17 protein-coding genes are annotated in these 16,630 nt (G+C 67.6%); 14 read left to right on the top strand and 3 right to left on the bottom strand.

The window, feature by feature from the left end; genetic code table 11:
* Positions 1–44: 44 nt before the first annotated feature.
* Entirely contained in the window at positions 45–1,427 is a 1,383-nt protein-coding gene (locus AC1D1G_RS12135) for a sensor histidine kinase (protein WP_283353371.1), read from the top strand.
* 3 nt (positions 1,428–1,430) lie between these two features.
* Here AC1D1G_RS12135 and AC1D1G_RS12130 read toward each other — a convergent pair whose 3' ends face one another.
* Positions 1,431–1,856, bottom strand: coding sequence for an HIT family protein (locus AC1D1G_RS12130; protein ID WP_283330575.1), 426 nt, complete (start codon positions 1,854–1,856; stop codon positions 1,431–1,433).
* Between the two features lie 140 nt (positions 1,857–1,996).
* On the opposite strand from AC1D1G_RS12130, the gene AC1D1G_RS12125 reads away from it, so the two are divergent.
* The gene (locus AC1D1G_RS12125; RefSeq protein WP_477952287.1) at positions 1,997–3,250 is read left to right on the top strand and encodes a bifunctional glycosyltransferase family 2/GtrA family protein; all 1,254 of its coding nucleotides are present in this window, start codon (positions 1,997–1,999) and stop codon (positions 3,248–3,250) included.
* On the top strand, positions 3,247–5,337 hold the full coding sequence (locus tag AC1D1G_RS12120; protein ID WP_477952286.1) for an ArnT family glycosyltransferase: 2,091 nt from the start codon (positions 3,247–3,249) through the stop codon (positions 5,335–5,337). Before AC1D1G_RS12125 ends, AC1D1G_RS12120 begins: the two co-directional genes overlap by 4 nt.
* 59 nt (positions 5,338–5,396) lie before the next feature.
* Here the strand turns inward: AC1D1G_RS12120 and AC1D1G_RS12115 are convergent, their stop codons facing one another.
* On the bottom strand, positions 5,397–5,795 hold the full coding sequence (locus tag AC1D1G_RS12115) for a hypothetical protein (RefSeq protein WP_280778817.1): 399 nt from the start codon (positions 5,793–5,795) through the stop codon (positions 5,397–5,399).
* Positions 5,779–6,165 (bottom strand): hypothetical protein, encoded by a 387-nt coding sequence (locus AC1D1G_RS12110; RefSeq protein WP_105412869.1) that lies wholly within the window; start codon positions 6,163–6,165, stop codon positions 5,779–5,781. Before AC1D1G_RS12110 ends, AC1D1G_RS12115 begins: the two co-directional genes overlap by 17 nt.
* 100 nt (positions 6,166–6,265) lie before the next feature.
* Here AC1D1G_RS12110 and AC1D1G_RS12105 point away from each other — a divergent pair, with 100 nt between their 5' ends.
* The 11 genes from AC1D1G_RS12105 to AC1D1G_RS12055 form a co-directional block, all read left to right on the top strand.
* Positions 6,266–7,405 (top strand): acyl-CoA dehydrogenase family protein, encoded by a 1,140-nt coding sequence (locus AC1D1G_RS12105; RefSeq protein WP_317569861.1) that lies wholly within the window; start codon positions 6,266–6,268, stop codon positions 7,403–7,405.
* A gap of 120 nt (positions 7,406–7,525) precedes the next feature.
* Complete coding sequence (locus AC1D1G_RS12100) at positions 7,526–8,314, top strand: enoyl-CoA hydratase/isomerase family protein (RefSeq protein WP_105412871.1); 789 nt, start codon at positions 7,526–7,528, stop codon at positions 8,312–8,314.
* A gap of 37 nt (positions 8,315–8,351) precedes the next feature.
* Positions 8,352–8,729 carry a Zn-ribbon domain-containing OB-fold protein gene (locus AC1D1G_RS12095; RefSeq protein WP_280778814.1) on the top strand — a complete coding sequence of 126 codons (378 nt, stop codon included), beginning with the start codon at positions 8,352–8,354 and terminating at the stop codon, positions 8,727–8,729.
* Positions 8,729–9,877, top strand: coding sequence for a thiolase family protein (locus AC1D1G_RS12090; RefSeq protein ID WP_317569864.1), 1,149 nt, complete (start codon positions 8,729–8,731; stop codon positions 9,875–9,877). Before AC1D1G_RS12095 ends, AC1D1G_RS12090 begins: the two co-directional genes overlap by 1 nt.
* Before the next feature lie 9 nt (positions 9,878–9,886).
* Positions 9,887–11,092, top strand: coding sequence for an acyl-CoA dehydrogenase family protein (locus tag AC1D1G_RS12085; protein WP_477952285.1), 1,206 nt, complete (start codon positions 9,887–9,889; stop codon positions 11,090–11,092).
* On the top strand, positions 11,089–12,051 hold the full coding sequence (locus AC1D1G_RS12080; protein ID WP_280778811.1) for a phosphotransferase family protein: 963 nt from the start codon (positions 11,089–11,091) through the stop codon (positions 12,049–12,051). Before AC1D1G_RS12085 ends, AC1D1G_RS12080 begins: the two co-directional genes overlap by 4 nt.
* Positions 12,052–12,101: 50 nt before the next feature.
* Positions 12,102–13,304 carry an acyl-CoA dehydrogenase family protein gene (locus tag AC1D1G_RS12075; RefSeq protein WP_317569867.1) on the top strand — a complete coding sequence of 401 codons (1,203 nt, stop codon included), beginning with the start codon at positions 12,102–12,104 and terminating at the stop codon, positions 13,302–13,304.
* Positions 13,301–14,062, top strand: coding sequence for an SDR family NAD(P)-dependent oxidoreductase (locus tag AC1D1G_RS12070; protein ID WP_009477826.1), 762 nt, complete (start codon positions 13,301–13,303; stop codon positions 14,060–14,062). The genes AC1D1G_RS12075 and AC1D1G_RS12070 overlap by 4 nt, the downstream gene beginning before the upstream one ends.
* A 37-nt stretch (positions 14,063–14,099) precedes the next feature.
* Positions 14,100–14,861, top strand: a complete 762-nt coding sequence (locus tag AC1D1G_RS12065) for an SDR family NAD(P)-dependent oxidoreductase (protein WP_280778807.1) — start codon at positions 14,100–14,102, stop codon at positions 14,859–14,861.
* A gap of 15 nt (positions 14,862–14,876) precedes the next feature.
* Complete coding sequence (locus AC1D1G_RS12060) at positions 14,877–15,944, top strand: NAD(P)-dependent alcohol dehydrogenase (protein ID WP_477952283.1); 1,068 nt, start codon at positions 14,877–14,879, stop codon at positions 15,942–15,944.
* A gap of 74 nt (positions 15,945–16,018) precedes the next feature.
* Positions 16,019–16,630 (top strand): AMP-binding protein (locus tag AC1D1G_RS12055; protein WP_477952281.1); only part of this gene is annotated, 612 nt, incomplete at its 3' end.

The raw sequence follows: 16,630 nt of genomic DNA, 5'->3' as shown, positions 1-16,630 counted from the left end.
TCGCCGCTGTCCCGAACGGGCCTGCGCGACGGTGGATTCGCGCGATGCCGCTGCGCATCACCCTCGTCGGCGCCGTGCTTCTGCTCTCTGCGCTCGGACTCCTCGCGTCCGGTGTCGCGGTGACGTCGGCGCTGGAGAATTCGCTGACCAACCGTGTCGATCACCAGCTGCACGACGCGGCTCAGGGGTGGGCGAAGCCCGGCAAATTGCGCCCGCTGCCGCCGCCGGTCGAACCGAACCTCGGCCGCCCACCGAGCCCGTTCTACGTCCGCACGACGCTGCCGAACGGAACGGTCCTGCGTGAGATCAACGACGAATCCGCCTCCCCCGCACTGCCCGAGGACCCCGCGTCGGGGCCCGAGACGGTCGGCTCGACCGACAACTCCGACGTGCGGTGGCGGGTGCTGACGACGACCGCGCCGGACGGAACCGAGACCACCGTCGCGATGACACTCACCGAGAACGACGAAACGGTGAACCGGCTGATCGTGCTGCAACTCATCATCGGTGTGGTCGTGCTGATAGCGCTCGGAGTGGTCGCGTACTTCGTGGTCCGGCGCAGTCTGCGTCCCCTCGTCGAAGTGGAGGAGACCGCCGCGGCGATCGCATCGGGTGACTTGCACCGGCGTGTCCCGGAACGGGACGACCGTACCGAGATCGGTCGACTGTCCGTGGCGCTCAACGGAATGCTCGCCCAGATCCAGCACGCGTTCGCCGCCACCGAGGCGTCGGAGGAATCGGCGCGCCGCTCCGAGGAGAAGATGCGGCGATTCGTCGCCGACGCGAGCCACGAGTTGCGCACCCCGCTCACCACGATCCGCGGCTTCGCCGAGCTGTATCGACAAGGCGCGATGACCGACACGGAAACCCTGATGAGTCGCATCGAAGGCGAGGCGTCGCGGATGGGGCTCCTCGTCGAGGATCTCCTCATGCTCGCCCGGCTCGATGCCCAGCGTCCCCTCGAGACCCGGCCCGTCGACCTGCTGTCGGTGGCGTCGGACGCCGTGCACGGGGCACGCGCCGTCGCCCCCGATCGGTCCATCGCACTCGACGTCCGCCCCGGACCCGGGACGCTTGAGGTGATCGGTGACGAGGCCCGGCTGCGGCAGGTCCTCGGCAACCTGCTCGCCAACGCCGTCAAACACACCCCCGCCACCGCGGACGTGACGGTGCGGCTGAGCACCACCGAACACAGCGTCGTGCTCGAGGTGGCCGATACCGGACCGGGACTCAGCGAGGAGGACGCGGCCCGGGTGTTCGAGAGGTTCTACCGCACCGACGCGTCCCGCACCCGGGAGAGCGGTGGCAGCGGCCTCGGCCTGTCGATCGTGGCCGCCCTGGTCGCCGCCCACCGCGGGTCGGTGACCGTCGACAGCCGGCCCGGCGAGGGCGCCACGTTCCGGGTGGAACTGCCGCGGTCGAACTGACCGTCAGTCGGGGACGTTCTCCCCGTGACCGAGTTCGCGCAGCGCAGCCTTGAGCTTCGCCTGCGCCTCGTCGAGCGATTCCTGGGACGGATTCTGCTCGGCGTTGCTGATGTTGAAATCGCCGAGGTCGTAGGCCGGGAAGACGTGCACGTGCAGGTGCGGCACCTCGAGGCCCGCGATCAGCAGTCCTGCCCGCGGTGCGTCGAAAGCGGGGCGGACGGCCTGCCCGATCGTGCGGGCGACGTCCATGACCTTCGTCCAGATCTCACCGTCGACGTCCTGCCACTGGTCCACCTCCTTGCGGGGTACGACGAGCGCATGGCCCTGGGTGACCGGGGCGATGGTGAGGAACGCGACGACGTCCTCGTCCTCCCACACGAAACGTCCGGGCAGATCTCCGTTGATGATGGCGCTGAATACAGATCCCATGGCCGCTATTATGCGGCTTCGCCCCCCGTGAGTACTTATTAACCTCCCGCGGTTAATAAGTACTCACGGGGGCGAAGCGCACAGGAAACTCCCAGCCTCCGTCCAGAGTCATCGGAGCGTACGGGCCGAATCTAAGACGCATGACGACGAATTCCCTCTCCCGCGCACCGGGCGCCATGGGACGACTCGAGACCCCCGAAACCGCCGAGACCGCGCCCGTGCTCGACGTTGTCGTGCCGGTCTACAACGAGGAAGCCGGACTCGAACGTTGCGTGCGCCGGCTGCGGCGGCACCTCGACGAGAACGTTCCCTACTCCGCCCGGATCACCATCGCCGACAATGCCAGCGTCGACGCCACCCTCGCAGTGGCGCACCGGCTGGCCGCCGAGATCGACGGCGTCCACGTCGTGCACCTCGACGAGAAGGGGCGAGGCCGCGCTCTGCGTGCGGTGTGGAGTGCCTCCGACGCCGAGGTGGTGGCGTACATGGACGTCGACCTGTCGACGGACCTCAACGCCCTGATGCCGCTCATCGCGCCCTTGCTGTCGGGACACTCGGACCTCGCGATCGGCTCCCGCCTCGCCCGCTCGTCGCGGGTGGTCCGGGGACCGAAGCGCGAGTTCATCTCCCGCAGCTACAACCTCATCCTCCGCAGCGCACTGCACGCGCGGTTCTCCGACGCGCAGTGCGGGTTCAAGGCGATGCGGGCGGACGTCGCGCAGCGCCTGCTGCCGCTGGTCGAGGACACCGGGTGGTTCTTCGACACCGAGTTGCTGGTGCTCGCGGAACGCGCAGGCCTCCGCATCCACGAGGTCCCCGTCGACTGGGTCGACGACCCGGACAGTCGCGTCGACATCGTCGCGACCGCCGTCGCCGACCTCGAGGGCGTGTGGCGGGTGGGCCGGGCCCTGTCCACCGGATCGCTGCCGATCGGCAGCCTGCGCGACAGTTTCGGCCGCGAGCCGCTGGTGCCCGGAGTTCCCCGCGGCATGGTCGGGCAGCTGGCCCGGTTCGCCGTGATCGGCGTCGCGTCGACCGTCGCGTACGCGCTGCTCTACCTGATCCTGCATCCGATCATGGGCGCGCAGTGGGCCAACGCCGTCTCACTGCTCGTCACCGCCGTGCTCAACACGGCCGCGAACCGCGCGTTCACCTTCGGTGTCCGCGGGTCCGAGGGTGCCGCCCGGCATCAGATGCAGGGCCTGCTCGTGTTCGCCTTCGGGCTGCTGCTCACCAGCGGTTCGCTGTACGTCCTCCACTCGGCGGCCCCGGACGTGTCCAAGCACGTCGAACTCGCCGTCCTCGTCCTCGCCAATCTCGTTGCCACCATTAGTCGTTTCATAGCCCTTCGCTGGGTGTTCAGGAACGCACGCCCCGAAGGAGCTCACGCATGACGACGACCCTCGAACAACCGAAGGTCGACGCGGCCGAACCACCTCCCGCCCGCAGGCGGTGGGAGCCGTGGGCGCTCGCCGCACTCCTGGTCGGGACCGCGGTCGCGTACATCTGGGGGCTCGGCGCCTCCGGCTGGGCCAACTCGTTCTACGCCGCCGCGGTCCAGGCGGGTTCGGAGTCGTGGAAGGCGTTCTTCTTCGGATCCTCCGATGCCGCCAACTCCATCACCGTCGACAAGCCTCCGATGTCGCTGTGGCTGATGGCGTTGTCGGTCCGGGTCTTCGGGCTCAGCTCGTGGGCGATGCTGGTACCGCAGGCTCTGCTCGGGGTCGGTTCCGTCGCGCTGCTGTACGCCACGGTGAAGCGGTGGTTCGGCGCCCCGGCGGGTCTGCTCGCGGGTCTCGTGCTGTCGCTGACGCCGATCGCGGTGCTGATGTTCCGGTTCAACAACCCCGACGCCCTGCTGGTGCTGCTGATGATCGCCTCCGTGTGGGCGACGCTGCGGGCCGTGGAGGACGGACGCACCCGGTGGATGGTGCTGACCGGCGTGTTCGTCGGTTTGGGGTTCCTGACCAAGCAGCTTCAGGTGATGCTCGTCGTCCCGCCGCTTGCTTTGACCTATCTCGTCGCGGGACCGCCGAAGTTCGGCAAACGCCTCGCCCAGTGCTTCGCGGCGCTCGGCGCGATGATCGTCTCCGCGGGCTGGTGGTTGCTGATCGTCGAACTGTGGCCGGCGTCGTCGCGGCCCTGGATCGGCGGTTCGCAGAACAATTCGATCCTCGAACTCACGCTGGGCTACAACGGTCTCGGCCGGTTGAACGGTGAGGAGACCGGCAGTGTCACGCCCGGCGGCGGTGGTCGCGGGGATGCCGCAGCGGCCATGGGCGGTGCCGGCGAGGCCATGGCGGGCGGCGGCTTCCCCGGAGGAGGCGCCCCCGGCGGTGGCGGTATGTGGGGTAGCACCGGCATCACGCGGATGTTCGAGGCGGCACAGGGCGGTCAGATCGCCTGGCTCATCCCGGCCGCACTGATCCTGCTGGCCGCCGGTCTCGCACTGCGCGGCAGGGCACCTCGCGTCGACACCCAGCGTGCGTCGTTCCTCGTGTGGGGTCTGTGGCTGCTCGTGACCGGACTGACGTTCAGCTTCATGGCGGGCATCTTCCACGCGTACTACACCATGGCACTCGCACCGGCCGCGGCCGCGCTGGTGGCGATCGGCTCGGTGACGCTGTGGCGTCGACGGGACACGCTGTGGGTGCGGGCGGTTCTCGCGGTGACACTGCTGGCCACCGCTGCCATGTCCTGGGTTCTGCTCGGACGCAGCGCGTCGTTCGTGCCGTGGCTGAAGTGGGCCGTGGTCGTCGTCGGCGTCGTCGCCGCGGTTGCCGTGCTGATCCCGGCGCTGACCCGAGGCCGGATCGCTGCCGTGGTCACGCTGGCCGCGCTGTTCACCGGGCTCGCCGGTCCGACGGCCTACGCCGTCGACACCATCGCGACGCCGCACACCGGTTCGATCGTCTCGGCCGGACCCAACGTCGAAGGCGCCCGCGGAGGCCCCGGCGGGATGGGTGGCCCCGCCGGCATGGACGGTGCCGGACGCATGGGCGGCCGCACCGACGGTGCCGCGGCGCCCACCTTGCCGGGCGGTGCCGTTGCCGGCGCAACGGACGGCGCGGCGGCAGGAGCCACCGACGGCATGGGCGGTATGGGTGCCATGGGCGGCGGCGCCGCCGGGGGGCTGCTCTCCGGCAGCGATCCGGGCGCGGAACTGGTGGCGTTGCTCGAACAGGACTCCGGCAACTACACCTGGGTGGCAGCGGCCATCGGATCGAACAGTGCGTCCGGCTACCAGCTGGCCACCGAGGATCCGGTCATGCCGATCGGCGGATTCAACGGCAGCGATCCGTCACCCACGCTGGAGCAGTTCCAGCAGTACGTGGCGGACGGCAAGATCCACTACTTCATCGCCGGCGGTCGAGGCGGAATGGGTGGAGACGGAACGGCATCGGAGATCTCCACCTGGGTGCAGGAGAACTTCACCGCCGCCACCGTCGACGGCGTGACCCTGTACGACCTCACGTCCTGACCGACACCGGCTGTGAGTACTTGTTAACCGCCCGCGGTTAACAAGTACTCACAGCTGTTTCAGAGGGGGAACGAGATCTCGGGTGTGCGGCAGATCAGCAACCTCCGTACGCGGCCCGAACCGTCGAGCTGCGCAGAGGTGTTGAACGAGGCCTCGAAATCGCCGTTCCGTGTGGTGCGTCCCAGCGCCAGCTCGACCTCTCCCACACGAGATCCCGCGAGGATTTCGTGTACGAGCACACTCTTCTCGCGTTGCTGCAGGTACTCGACGAGTCCGGCGCGATCCCCGACGAATTCGGCGGCATTCCCACCGCCGGTGGAGAATTGAACCGACATCCGGAAATCGTCGGTGATCATGTTCAGGACGCGATCGGGATCGTCCGAATCCATGATCGCGAACCACGCGATCAGCACGGGAGTCGGAGAGGCCGTCTCGGTCAGGTCAGTCACGCTTCCCATGGGCCAACTCCTTTGTGAGAATGCTGAATTCCGTGTCGAAGGACACCTCGTACGCGTCGATGGCGCCATCGCTGTCGAGGTGCATCGCGGCGAGGAAGTAGCCGGTTGTCTTCACGTCGTTCTCGACGACGGAGCCGTAGGCGAACTGGACGTCGCCGGCGCTGCTCGTTCGGAGAAGCACGTGTCGTCGATCGACCGGGGGCCGTCCCCTCAGGTAGTCGAGCATGTCGGAGCGGCTGTACCCCCTGCGGACGGTACCCGGGAGGACTATGGCGAACTCGATCGATTCGTCGAGCAGGGCAACTGCGTCGTCGATCCGGCCGCTGTCGAGGATCGCGTAGTACCGCTCGATCACGAGTGCATCGGTCATGAAATGAACTTAGTTCAACCCAACGCCGCTTGTCGAGAGTCCTTGCCGCGACGGCTCCGGCGAAACTAAACTGAACTCACGTCAATTTGAGGAGAGTTCCATGCCGACCCCCCATTCCCATCCCTGGCCCGAGACCGAACCCCCGGCGATGACGCCTGTCGCCGAGCACGACGATATCCGGGCGGTGGTCCGCCAATTGCTGGATCGGCACTCGACGCTCGAGGCCGGCCGACTCGCCGCCGAGTCGGAAATCGGATATTCCCCCGAGTTGTGGTCGCTTCTCGTCAAGGAGATGAACGTCGCCGCCCTGACGGTGCCGGAGGATCGGGGCGGCCTGGGTTACGGCGTGGTCGAACTCGGGATCGTTCTCGAAGAATGCGGGCGCGCGCTGGTCAGCGAACCCGTACTCACGTCGGCGATGCTGGGAGTGCACGCCCTGCTCGCCGCCGACAGGTGCCCGCAGGTCGACGAACTGCTGGGGCGAGTCGTCCAGGGCGAACTCGTCGCAACCGTGACAGCTCTGAGCGCGGAGACCGATTTCGTCGACGCCACCCGAACCGGAGACCGCTGGTCGGTGTCCGGCCGCTCGACCAATGTCGTGCAGGGCGGCGCGGCCGATATCGTCGTGTTACTCGGACGCTGTGACGAGGGGCCCGGCCTCTATGTGGTCGATCTGCGTACCGCCCCGGTGCGGCGCACGGAGCTTCCGGTCATAGATCCCAGTCGGCGGCAGGCGAATCTGCTCTTCGACGACGCGGCCGCGGTGCGTCTCGTCGGACCCGGCGACGCACTGCGGACGGTCGCATCGCTGCACAGCCTGGGAGTGATCGGGCTGGCCTGCGAACATGTGGGAATCGTCGATCGTTTACTCGAAAGCACAACGGAATACACGATGCAGCGACACCAGTTCGGGCGAGCGATCGGCTCCTTCCAGGCCGTCAAGCATCGATTGGCGAACACTTTGGTCGAGTTGGAGAAGGCTCGATCGGCGGCGCGGTATGCCGCCGCCGCGTTCTCGGAAGACCCGGAATCCGCGGCGCTCCCGGCCGCGGTCGCGGGGGCGATCTGCACCGAGGCGGCGATCGGCACCGCCCTCGAGGCCGTGCAATTGCATGGCGGTGTCGGTTTCACCTGGGAACATGCGGCGCATTCCTACGTTCGCCGCGCGCTCGGCGACGAACCGCTTCTCGGTGATTCACGGGCACACCGCAGTCGCGTCGCGGATCTCGTCGGGCTCTGAATCCTGGCGCCTGCCCGCGGCTGAATCGAAACCTCTTGCCCCGGCCTATTGACGGACCATCTCCCACCCAGTAGAACTGAAGTGAATCCAGTTCAGTTTCTCCCTCGAAAGGACACCGACATGGTGGACACCGACCACATCGTGCTCGAGAAGGACGGCGACGTCGCCCGTGTGTGGCTCAACCGCCCGCACAAGAAGAACGCGGTCACCGTCGAGCTGCTGCATCGCCTCGACGAGATCATCGTGGAGGTCGACAACGACCCCAGCCTCAAGGTGCTCGTCCTGCGTGGACGTGACGGCACCTTCTGCTCGGGCTTCGATCTCGACGAACTGCGGGAGAAGTACGTCGGCTCCACCACCGCGATGGACGTCGCCGTGCTGTCCGCCAAGGTGTGCGACCGCCTGTACTCGATGAACACACCGTCCGTCGCGGTTCTCGAAGGCTTCGTCACCGCAGGCGGTTTCGAGCTCATGATCTCCTGCGACTTCGCCATCGCAGCCGAGGACGCCCGGATCGGCGACTTCCACATCCGTCGCGCGCTGTTCGGTGGGGCAGGCCCGATCTACCGGCTCCCGCGGATGATCGGAATTCGAAAGACCAAGGAGCTCATGCTGACCGGCAAACTCCTGACCGGCAAGGAGGCGGAGGCCTTCGACCTGATCAACGCGTCGGCGCCGGCCGAAGACCTCGACAAGCTTCTCGCCGAGTTCATCGCCCCGATCGTCGACAAGAGCCCGTTCATGATGAAGCTCACCAAGATGTGCATCGACCGCGGTCTCGACGCAGACATCCAGTCGCTGATGGTGATGGAGCACCTCGCCGTCGGCAACGCGCTGCAGTCCGAGGACGCACGAGAAGGCGTGAACGCCTTCCTCGAAAAGCGTGAGCCGGTCTGGGTCGGTCGCTGATCCGACGCCGACGACGAATCCCGAGGAGAGAATGAGGATGGGCGAGACACATACCGCGCCTGCGCTCGGCGCGAGCCGGTGCTCCCACTGCTCGACTGTCGCGTTCCCGGCCACCGGCCTGTGCTCGCAGTGCTCACGACCGGCGATGTCGCCGTTCACCCTGAGCGCACGCGGAACGGTCTGGGCGTACACGGTCCAGCGGTTCGCCCCGAAATCCCCGCCGTACGTCCCGCCGCCGAACGGTTTCGCGCCGTTCGCCGTCGGATACGTCGAACTCCCCGAGGGAATCAAGATCGAAGCCGTGCTCGAATGCCACGACTTCGACGAGTTGGACGACGGGGCGCCGGTGACCTTGATCGCCACGGCGCCGGTGCCCCGGTTCGCCACCGATGCCTATCTGAAGGAGATCCGCTGATGTCCACCGTGTCGATCATCGGGGCCGGACTGTCGAAGTTCGGACGTCAGCCGGGCAGGAGTGGTCGCCGGCTGGCGCTGGATGCGATCGCGTCCGCGTTGACGGACGCCGGCATCGGGTGGACCGATGTTCAGGTCGCATTCGGTGGCAGTGACGGTTCCGGGCTCGCCGACACCCTCGTCGCCGAACTCGGGCTCACGGGAATACCCTTCACCAACGTCAGGAACGGTTGCGCGACCGGCGGTAGCGCGCTGGTGTCGGCCGTCAACGCGATTCGTGCGGGTGCCGCCGACATCGCACTCGCGGTCGGATTCGACAAACATCCGCGCGGCGCCTTCGACCCGGCACCGGAGGATTGGGGTCTGCCCGTCGGCTACGGCGAGGCGGGCCTGATGGTCACCACCCAGTTCTTCGGCATCAAGATCGCGCGGTACATGCGCGAGCACGCAATCAGTGCACCGACTCTGACCGCCGTGGCGGAGAAGGCGTACCGCAACGGCTCGCTGAACCCGAATGCCTGGCGCCGCGAACCGATGTCCGCCGAGGCAATCGCCGCAGCCGACATGGTCAACGACCCGCTGACGCGATACATGTTCTGCTCTCCCGGTGAGGGCGGTGCCGCCGTCGTCGTGGCGAGTGAGGCCGCCGCCCGGCGCCTCGGCGGAAGGCCGGTGCACTTGCGCGGAATCTCGGCGGGCACCCGCCGGTTCGGTTCCTTCGAGGTGTTCGGTCCGTCGATACAGGGCCGGGGAACCCCACCCAGCGTGAGCACGTCCACCGCCGCCGCCGCATTCGAGCAGGCCGGACTCGGTCCCTCGGATGTGGACGTCGCGCAACTCCAGGACACGGAGAGCGGTGCCGAGATCATGCACATGGCCGAGTGCGGATTCTGTGAGCACGGCGAACAGGAGAAACTGATCGCGGCCGGCGAGACGGAGATCGGCGGCCGGATCCCGATCAACACCGACGGCGGATGCATCGCCAACGGGGAACCGATCGGCGCCTCCGGCCTCCGGCAGATACACGAGATCGTCACGCAGTTACGCGGGGAGGCCGGTGCCCGACAGGTTCCCGGACACCCGCGCATCGGATTCACCCATGTCTACGGTGCGCCCGGAATCAGCGCCTGCACCGTCCTGTCCGTCTGAGGAAGAGCCATGAATCAAGCAACGATGCCCGACCTGGACCAGTTCGTGGATGAAGCGCGGGCATGGCTGAGAACTGTCGCCGAACCGCGCACCCAGATCAAATGGGGAGTGGGATCCGACTCGGTCGCCGTCTTCGAGAATTGGACAGCGGAGCAGGAGCGCGACGAGACCGACCATATCCGCGCGTACGAGCAGACGAAGTTCGACGCCGGCTGGGGCTCGATGAACTGGCCGGCCGAGTACGGTGGCCGCGGCCTGCCGATGTCCTACGTCCTCGCGTTCCGGCGGGAGGAGAACGCATTCGACGTGCCGCGCCGGACCGAAATGTTCTCGGTGACTCAGCAACTGGTAGCCCCGGCGATCGCCCAGTGGGGAACACCGGAACAGTGCGAGCGGTATGTGCGCTCGATGCTCCGGACCGATATCATTGCCTGTCAGCTTTTTTCGGAGACCGAAGCCGGATCCGACCTTGCCGCCGTCCGGACGAGGGCAGTCGAACGGAATGGCCGCTGGACGATCACCGGGCACAAGGTCTGGACGTCCGGCGCCCGCGTCGCCGACGTGGGGGTGGCGGTGTGCCGCACCGACCCCGACGCGCCCAAACACGCAGGCCTCACGGTGTTCCTGGTCCCGATGGATGCTCCCGGGGTCACCGTCCGCCCGATCCGCCAGATGACCGGGGGCAGTTCCTTCAATGAGGTCTATCTGGACGGTGTCGAACTGTCGGACGACCACCGGTTGGGGCCCGTGGGGGAGGGGTGGCCGGTCGCCTTGACGGTGCTGGCGGCCGAACGACTCGACGCCGGGAACCTGGGTCTGGCCAACGCCGATCACGCCGTCGAACTCGCCCGTCACCTCGACCGGCCGCTCACCGAGATCGAGCGTGACAAGGTCGCGGACCTCGTGACCCGCAGCTATGTCCAGCGCGTGACCGGAATGCGGGTGGCCGCGGCAGTGGTCGCCGACAAGGACCCCGGCCCCGAGGCTTCGGTGGGCAAGTTGCTTGCCACGGACACCATGGCGCGCACGTCGGAGGTGGTCCGGCTGTTGCTGGGACGCGATCTGATTGCCGACTCGGGCGAGTGGGGAACGTTCGCGTGGACGGAGCATGTGCTCGGCGCACCCGGGTACCGGATCGCGGGCGGCACCGACGAGATCCAGCGCAACATCCTCGCCGAGCGTGTTCTCGGTCTGCCGAGGGAGCCGCGCCGATGACCACGAACAGCGCGCTCGGCGTCCGGGTGGCCCAGCGCCTGCGCGAGCAGAGCCCCGGCCTCGATGTCGGCGCACTCGAGCCGCTCCTCGGTGGGCATTCCGGGCTGACGTACAAAGTGCCGACCAGCGACGGCGACCTCGTGGTCAAGGCGGTTCCCGAGGGGCAACGCCCCATCGGGCGGCACGACATGGTGCGTCAGGCGCGGATCATGGAAACACTCGGTGCGACAGAGGTTCCCGTGCCTCGGATCGTCGCCGTCGACGAGGACGGGCCGGCGTGGTTCGCGATGGAGTGCGTGGCCGGGGAATCACTCGAGCCGGTGCTCGATTCCCCTCCGGTCGAACCGGCCGTCGCGGCGGCGCGGATGCGCCGTGCGGCCGCGGTGCTGCCGCGGCTGCACGCGGTGCCGGTCGACACGATCCCGGCTGCCGGGGAGCCGTTGTCACCCGCTGCGGAGCTGGCGCGGTGGAAACGAACCCTGGACGCCGTTCCCCCCGACCTCGTCAGCGGCGGCGACGAACTCCTGCGCCTCCTCGCCGCCGATCTCCCCGACGCGCTGCCACCGACGTTGGTGCACGGGGACTACCGGCTCGGCAACATAATCGCGCGTGACACCGAGCCGGCGGCGTTGATCGACTGGGAGATCTGGAGCCTGGGCGATCCGCGGGTCGAATTGGGCTGGTTCCTCGTATTCGCCGACGGTGCGAACTTTCCCGGGGTTGGACGCGCCGTGCCGGACCTGCCGTCCGCGGACGAACTGATCGACCTCTACACCGGGGACCACCCGGCGCTGCCGGACATGAACTGGTTCAACGCGCTCGGCCGTCTGAAGATGGCGGCGATCATGGGCCACAACCTGCGCCGGCACCGTGAGGGCCGCCACCACGACCCCGACCAGGAACGGCTGCCCGACACCATCTCGCAGCTCATCCGCAGCGGAACCGCGCTACTTGCCTGATCAACCTCCGATCACCGCGTGACGCGATGACGGAACAGAGAGGACCTCACGTGGACTTCGAATACTCCGCGCGCACCGAGCGACTGCTCGAGCAGCTGCGGAACTTCATGGAAGAGCACGTCTATCCGGCCGAGGCCGTGTACGACGAGCAGATCAAGTCGAACGACAACCCACACGAGCAGCCCAAGGTCATGCTGGACCTGCAGGCGAAGGCGCGCGAGCTCGGACTGTGGAATCTCTTCATGACGCACGGCGAGTGGGGCGCCGGTCTCACCAACCTCGAGTACGCCCCGCTCGCCGAGCTGGTCGGACGCTCGGTGATCGGCAACGAAGCCATCAACTGTTCGGCACCCGACACCGGCAACATGGAGATCCTCGCCATGTACGGCACCGAGCAACAGCAGTCCCGGTGGCTCGCGCCGCTCCTCGACTGCACGATCCGGTCGGCGTTCGCCATGACGGAACCGGATGTGGCGAGCTCGGACGCCACCAATATCACGTCGACCATCCGCCGGGACGGCGACGAATACGTCCTGAACGGCCGGAAGTGGTACACCTCAGGCATTCTCGACCCCGACTGCAAGCTCGTCATCTTCATGGGAAAGTCCGATCCCGACGCTCCGACCTACCGGCAGCAGAGCATGATCCTGGTGCCGGCGGATTCTCCCGGTATCGAAATCCTTCGCGATCTGCCCATGTTCGGGTACCGCGACCGGCTCGGTCACGGCGAGGTCCAGTTCACCGACGTCCGGGTGCCTGCCGATCACATGCTCGGCGCCGAGGGCGACGGTTTCGCGATAGCGCAGGGCAGGCTGGGGCCGGGCCGCATGCACTACGCGATGCGCGCGATCGGCATGGCCGAGCGCGCCCTCGAGCTGATGTGCCGACGAGCTCTGCAGCGCAATGCCTTCGGTGCGCCGCTCGCCGACCGCGGTGTGGTACGGGAGTGGATCGCGCGCAGCCGGATGGAGATCGACCAGATCCGGCTGCTGGTTCTCCAGTCGTCGTGGCTGATGGACACCCGGGGCAACGCCGCGGCCCGCTCGGAAGTCGCCGCGATCAAGGTCGCGGCCATGGAGGTCGCTCATCGGGTGGTCGACCATGCCGTCCAGACCTACGGCGCGGCAGGGGTGAGTGACGACACGATCCTGGCCCGGCTGTATGCGATCACCCGGGCACTGCAGATCGCCGACGGTCCGAACGAAGTCCATCTGCGCACCATCGCGCGCCTCGAACTGAAGAAGTACGCATGAACGCACCGCGAGAACTGACAGGCAAGGTCGCACTCGTCACGGGGGCCACCCGAGGGCTCGGATACGCCATCGCCAGCGGACTGGCCGCCGCGGGAGCCACCGTGATCGTGTCGAGTCGCAAGGAGGACGCATGCATCTCCGCGGCCCTCGCGATCACGAGGGACACCGGTGGCATCGCCGAACCGCTCGCACTGCACGTCGGCAAGTGGGACGCGATCGAACTCGCCGTCGACCACATTCTCGCGCAGTTCGGGAGCCTCGACATCGTCGTCAACAACGCAGGCATCGCACCGCTGTCGCCCAACCTCGAGTCGGTCTCCGAGTCGCTCTTCGACAAGACGATCGAGGTCAACCTCAAGGGCCCGTTCCGGCTCATGGCGGTAGCCGGCGCCAGGATGAGCGCGGCCGGAGGCGGTTCGATCATCAACATCTCGAGCATCGGCGCACTGCGGCCCAGCCCGCCGGAGGCGATGTACGCGGCATCGAAGAACGGCCTCAACGCGCTGACGATGGCCTTCGCCCAGGAATACGCGCCCCGGGTTCGGGTGAACTGCATCATGCCGGGCGGATTCGCGACAGACATGGCGGCGGACTGGGACGACGAGTTCGTCGGCAAGATCATCGACCGACTCCCTGCCGGGCGCCTGGGGCACCCGGACGAAATCGCTGGTCTCGTCGTGCATCTGGCGGGCGACCGTGCCGGTTACACCACGGGTGCCGTCATCCCGGTCGACGGCGGACGCACCGCCGTCTACTGACGCGCGCGTGCCACGAACACGAGTAGGAGCCAACCACATGCAGGTACCCGAGCTGTTCCAGTTGAGCGGTCGCGTCGCCGTCGTCACGGGTGCGTCGTCCGGACTGGGAATGGGATTCGCGCGGACACTGGCGTCGGCGGGCGCGACGGTCTTCGCGGCCGCCCGCCGTGTCGAGCGGCTCGCGGCGCTGGCAGGCGAGGTCGATGGCGTCGTCCCCGTCGAGTGCGACATCACCGTGGACGCGGACCGGCGCTCGCTCGTGGATCGGGCACTCGCGCAGGCCGGGCGGATCGACGTCCTCGTCAACAACGCGGGCAGACCCGGCAGGCCGAACGCCGAGGACGAGAGCCCGGAGGAATTCTCCTCGATTCTCGACGTCAATCTGGCCGCGGGATTTCATCTCGCCACGTCCGTAGCCTCGACCACACCGGCAGGCGAGGCCGCGTCGATCATCAATATCTCCTCGGTCGTCGGGCTCGTGTCGACGGCACCCATCGGCGGGGCGAGCTACGCGGCATCGAAAGCCGGCGTGCTCGGGCTGACCCGTGAGCTGGCCGGGCAGTGGGGCAGACGTGGGATCCGCGTGAACGCCATCGTGCCGGGCTGGTTCGACACGGAAATGACCGATGGATTGTTCAGCAACCAGCGTTCGGCGGACTGGGTGCGCCGCAACACGATGCTCGCCCGCGGTGGACGTCCCGGCGAAGTGGACGGCGCCGTGCTCTTTCTGGCGTCGGACGCGTCGTCCTACGTCACAGGCCAGACTCTGGTGGTCGATGGCGGCTGGACCGCCCGGTAGGCAAAGGTGACACTCATGGCAGTTCCGACAATGCGCGCAGTACGCCTGACCGGCTGGGGCGACGGTGCACGGGTTGTGCGCATCCCGGTTCCCGAACCACAGGGGCATCAGCTGCTCCTCCGAGTCGAGGCCGCCGGGCTGTGCAGATCCGATCTGCACGTGATGGACGCACCCGCGGGAGTATTCGACTATCCCCTCCCGTTCACGCTCGGACACGAGGTGGCGGGAACCGTCGTCGGTGCGGGCCCGGCGGCGGACACGTCCTGGATCGGCGAGTCCGTCGTCGTCCATGGTGTCTGGTCGTGCGGGCAATGCCGCAACTGCCGCCGAAACCGTGAGAACTATTGCTTCGAACTGAGCGCACGCGAGGACGGCCGTCTCACCGCGATCGGCAACGGCATCGGCCATGACGGCGGTCTGGCCGACACCATGATCGTTCCATCGGAGCGGTGCCTGGTCCGTACCCACGGGCTCGCCCCCGAGAGCGCCGCCCCACTCGCCGATGCCGCCCTGACGGCCTATCACGCAATCCGTACCAACCGGGACGTCGTCGACGCCGACTCCGTTTCCGTGGTGGTCGGGGTCGGGGGACTGGGCCACATCGCGATCCAGGTTCTTCGCGCACTGGGCGCGGGAACGATCATCGCGGTCGATCCGCGTGAGAGTTCGCGCGACCTCGCGCGTCGACTGGGGGCGGACGTGGCGGTGTCGGACATCGCGGAGGTTGCGGCCTCTCGGTCCGGTGTCGCCCGGCGTCACTGCGCTGATGTGGTCTTCGATTTCGTGGGAGCGCCGGACACGATGGAATCGGCGGCGCAGTTGCTCGCCCCCGGCGGCCGACTGGTCACCGTCGGCAGCGCCGGCGGTCGGCTCACGGTGGGCAAAGACGTGGGACTCGCGACGGGGTGGCAGGTGACTGCGCCGTTCTGGGGAACGCGAGCAGACCTCGAGGCCGTGGTCGACCTCGCGAACCGAGGCCTGCTGGCCGTCGAAGCGACCGCGTACCCGTTGGACGACGTTCTCGACGTCTATTCGAAGTTGCGGCGCGGCGAGATCACCGGGAGGGCCGTCGTGATCCCGTAACGGACGAAAAGCTGGGTGCGGTGCGCATTGTAGTCAATAATGAAACTAGTTCACTTCAATGAAAGGTCGGCGGAATGTGGGAGCTGGCACGCGAATTCGTTGCTCGCGCAGCGAATTCTCCGGATGACATCGCAGTCGTCGATGCAACGGGGGAGCACACGGTGGCGGAGGTTGTCGCGGCGGCAACCGGGCTCGCCGCCCAGCTGGACGCCGCGACGGGTGGCTCACCGACGGTGCTGGTGCAGGCTGACAACACGTGGCGCACACTCGCCGCGGCCATCGCCGTCGGACTGCGCGGCGGCCTGATCGCGGTGTTCAGCCGACATGCCACCCCGTCGGAGTTCGCCGTGGCCCTGAACGACATCGCACCCGACGTGGTGATCGCCGACCGGCAGTCGCTCTCGCACTGGGGTGTACCGGAGGACCGGTTCTGCGAGGAGGCGGTCGCGACGGCAGGCTGGGTGATGCGCTGGTCGCGATCACCGGTCAGCGACATCGAGCGGTGGAACGGCGGGATCGCGATCGCGATGACGTCCGGGTCGACCGGACATCCCAAGTGCGTGGTGCAGTCCGAATCTGCAATCCGGTACGCCTGCCGGTGCACGATCGAGGCGGTCGGCCTCGAACCCGGAGATCCTGTCGCGGCGTTCGTGCCACTGTCGTCGGTAGCGGCATTCTGCTTCGGG

The organism is Rhodococcus sp. P3_B8 (genome assembly GCF_056402775.1).
This window is presented reverse-complemented; position numbering and strand designations above follow the sequence as displayed.

Coding starts and splice junctions, on each gene's coding strand:
- AC1D1G_RS12135 (WP_283353371.1), top strand. CDS start 45: ATGCCGCTGCGCATCACCCTCGTCGGCGCCGTGCTTCTGCTCTCTGCG.
- AC1D1G_RS12095 (WP_280778814.1), top strand. CDS start 8,352: ATGGGCGAGACACATACCGCGCCTGCGCTCGGCGCGAGCCGGTGCTCC.
- AC1D1G_RS12090 (WP_317569864.1), top strand. CDS start 8,729: ATGTCCACCGTGTCGATCATCGGGGCCGGACTGTCGAAGTTCGGACGT.
- AC1D1G_RS12125 (WP_477952287.1), top strand. CDS start 1,997: ATGACGACGAATTCCCTCTCCCGCGCACCGGGCGCCATGGGACGACTC.
- AC1D1G_RS12105 (WP_317569861.1), top strand. CDS start 6,266: ATGCCGACCCCCCATTCCCATCCCTGGCCCGAGACCGAACCCCCGGCG.
- AC1D1G_RS12085 (WP_477952285.1), top strand. CDS start 9,887: ATGAATCAAGCAACGATGCCCGACCTGGACCAGTTCGTGGATGAAGCG.
- AC1D1G_RS12120 (WP_477952286.1), top strand. CDS start 3,247: ATGACGACGACCCTCGAACAACCGAAGGTCGACGCGGCCGAACCACCT.
- AC1D1G_RS12115 (WP_280778817.1), bottom strand. CDS start 5,795: ATGGGAAGCGTGACTGACCTGACCGAGACGGCCTCTCCGACTCCCGTG.
- AC1D1G_RS12130 (WP_283330575.1), bottom strand. CDS start 1,856: ATGGGATCTGTATTCAGCGCCATCATCAACGGAGATCTGCCCGGACGT.
- AC1D1G_RS12065 (WP_280778807.1), top strand. CDS start 14,100: ATGCAGGTACCCGAGCTGTTCCAGTTGAGCGGTCGCGTCGCCGTCGTC.
- AC1D1G_RS12060 (WP_477952283.1), top strand. CDS start 14,877: ATGGCAGTTCCGACAATGCGCGCAGTACGCCTGACCGGCTGGGGCGAC.
- AC1D1G_RS12080 (WP_280778811.1), top strand. CDS start 11,089: ATGACCACGAACAGCGCGCTCGGCGTCCGGGTGGCCCAGCGCCTGCGC.
- AC1D1G_RS12110 (WP_105412869.1), bottom strand. CDS start 6,165: ATGACCGATGCACTCGTGATCGAGCGGTACTACGCGATCCTCGACAGC.
- AC1D1G_RS12070 (WP_009477826.1), top strand. CDS start 13,301: ATGAACGCACCGCGAGAACTGACAGGCAAGGTCGCACTCGTCACGGGG.
- AC1D1G_RS12100 (WP_105412871.1), top strand. CDS start 7,526: ATGGTGGACACCGACCACATCGTGCTCGAGAAGGACGGCGACGTCGCC.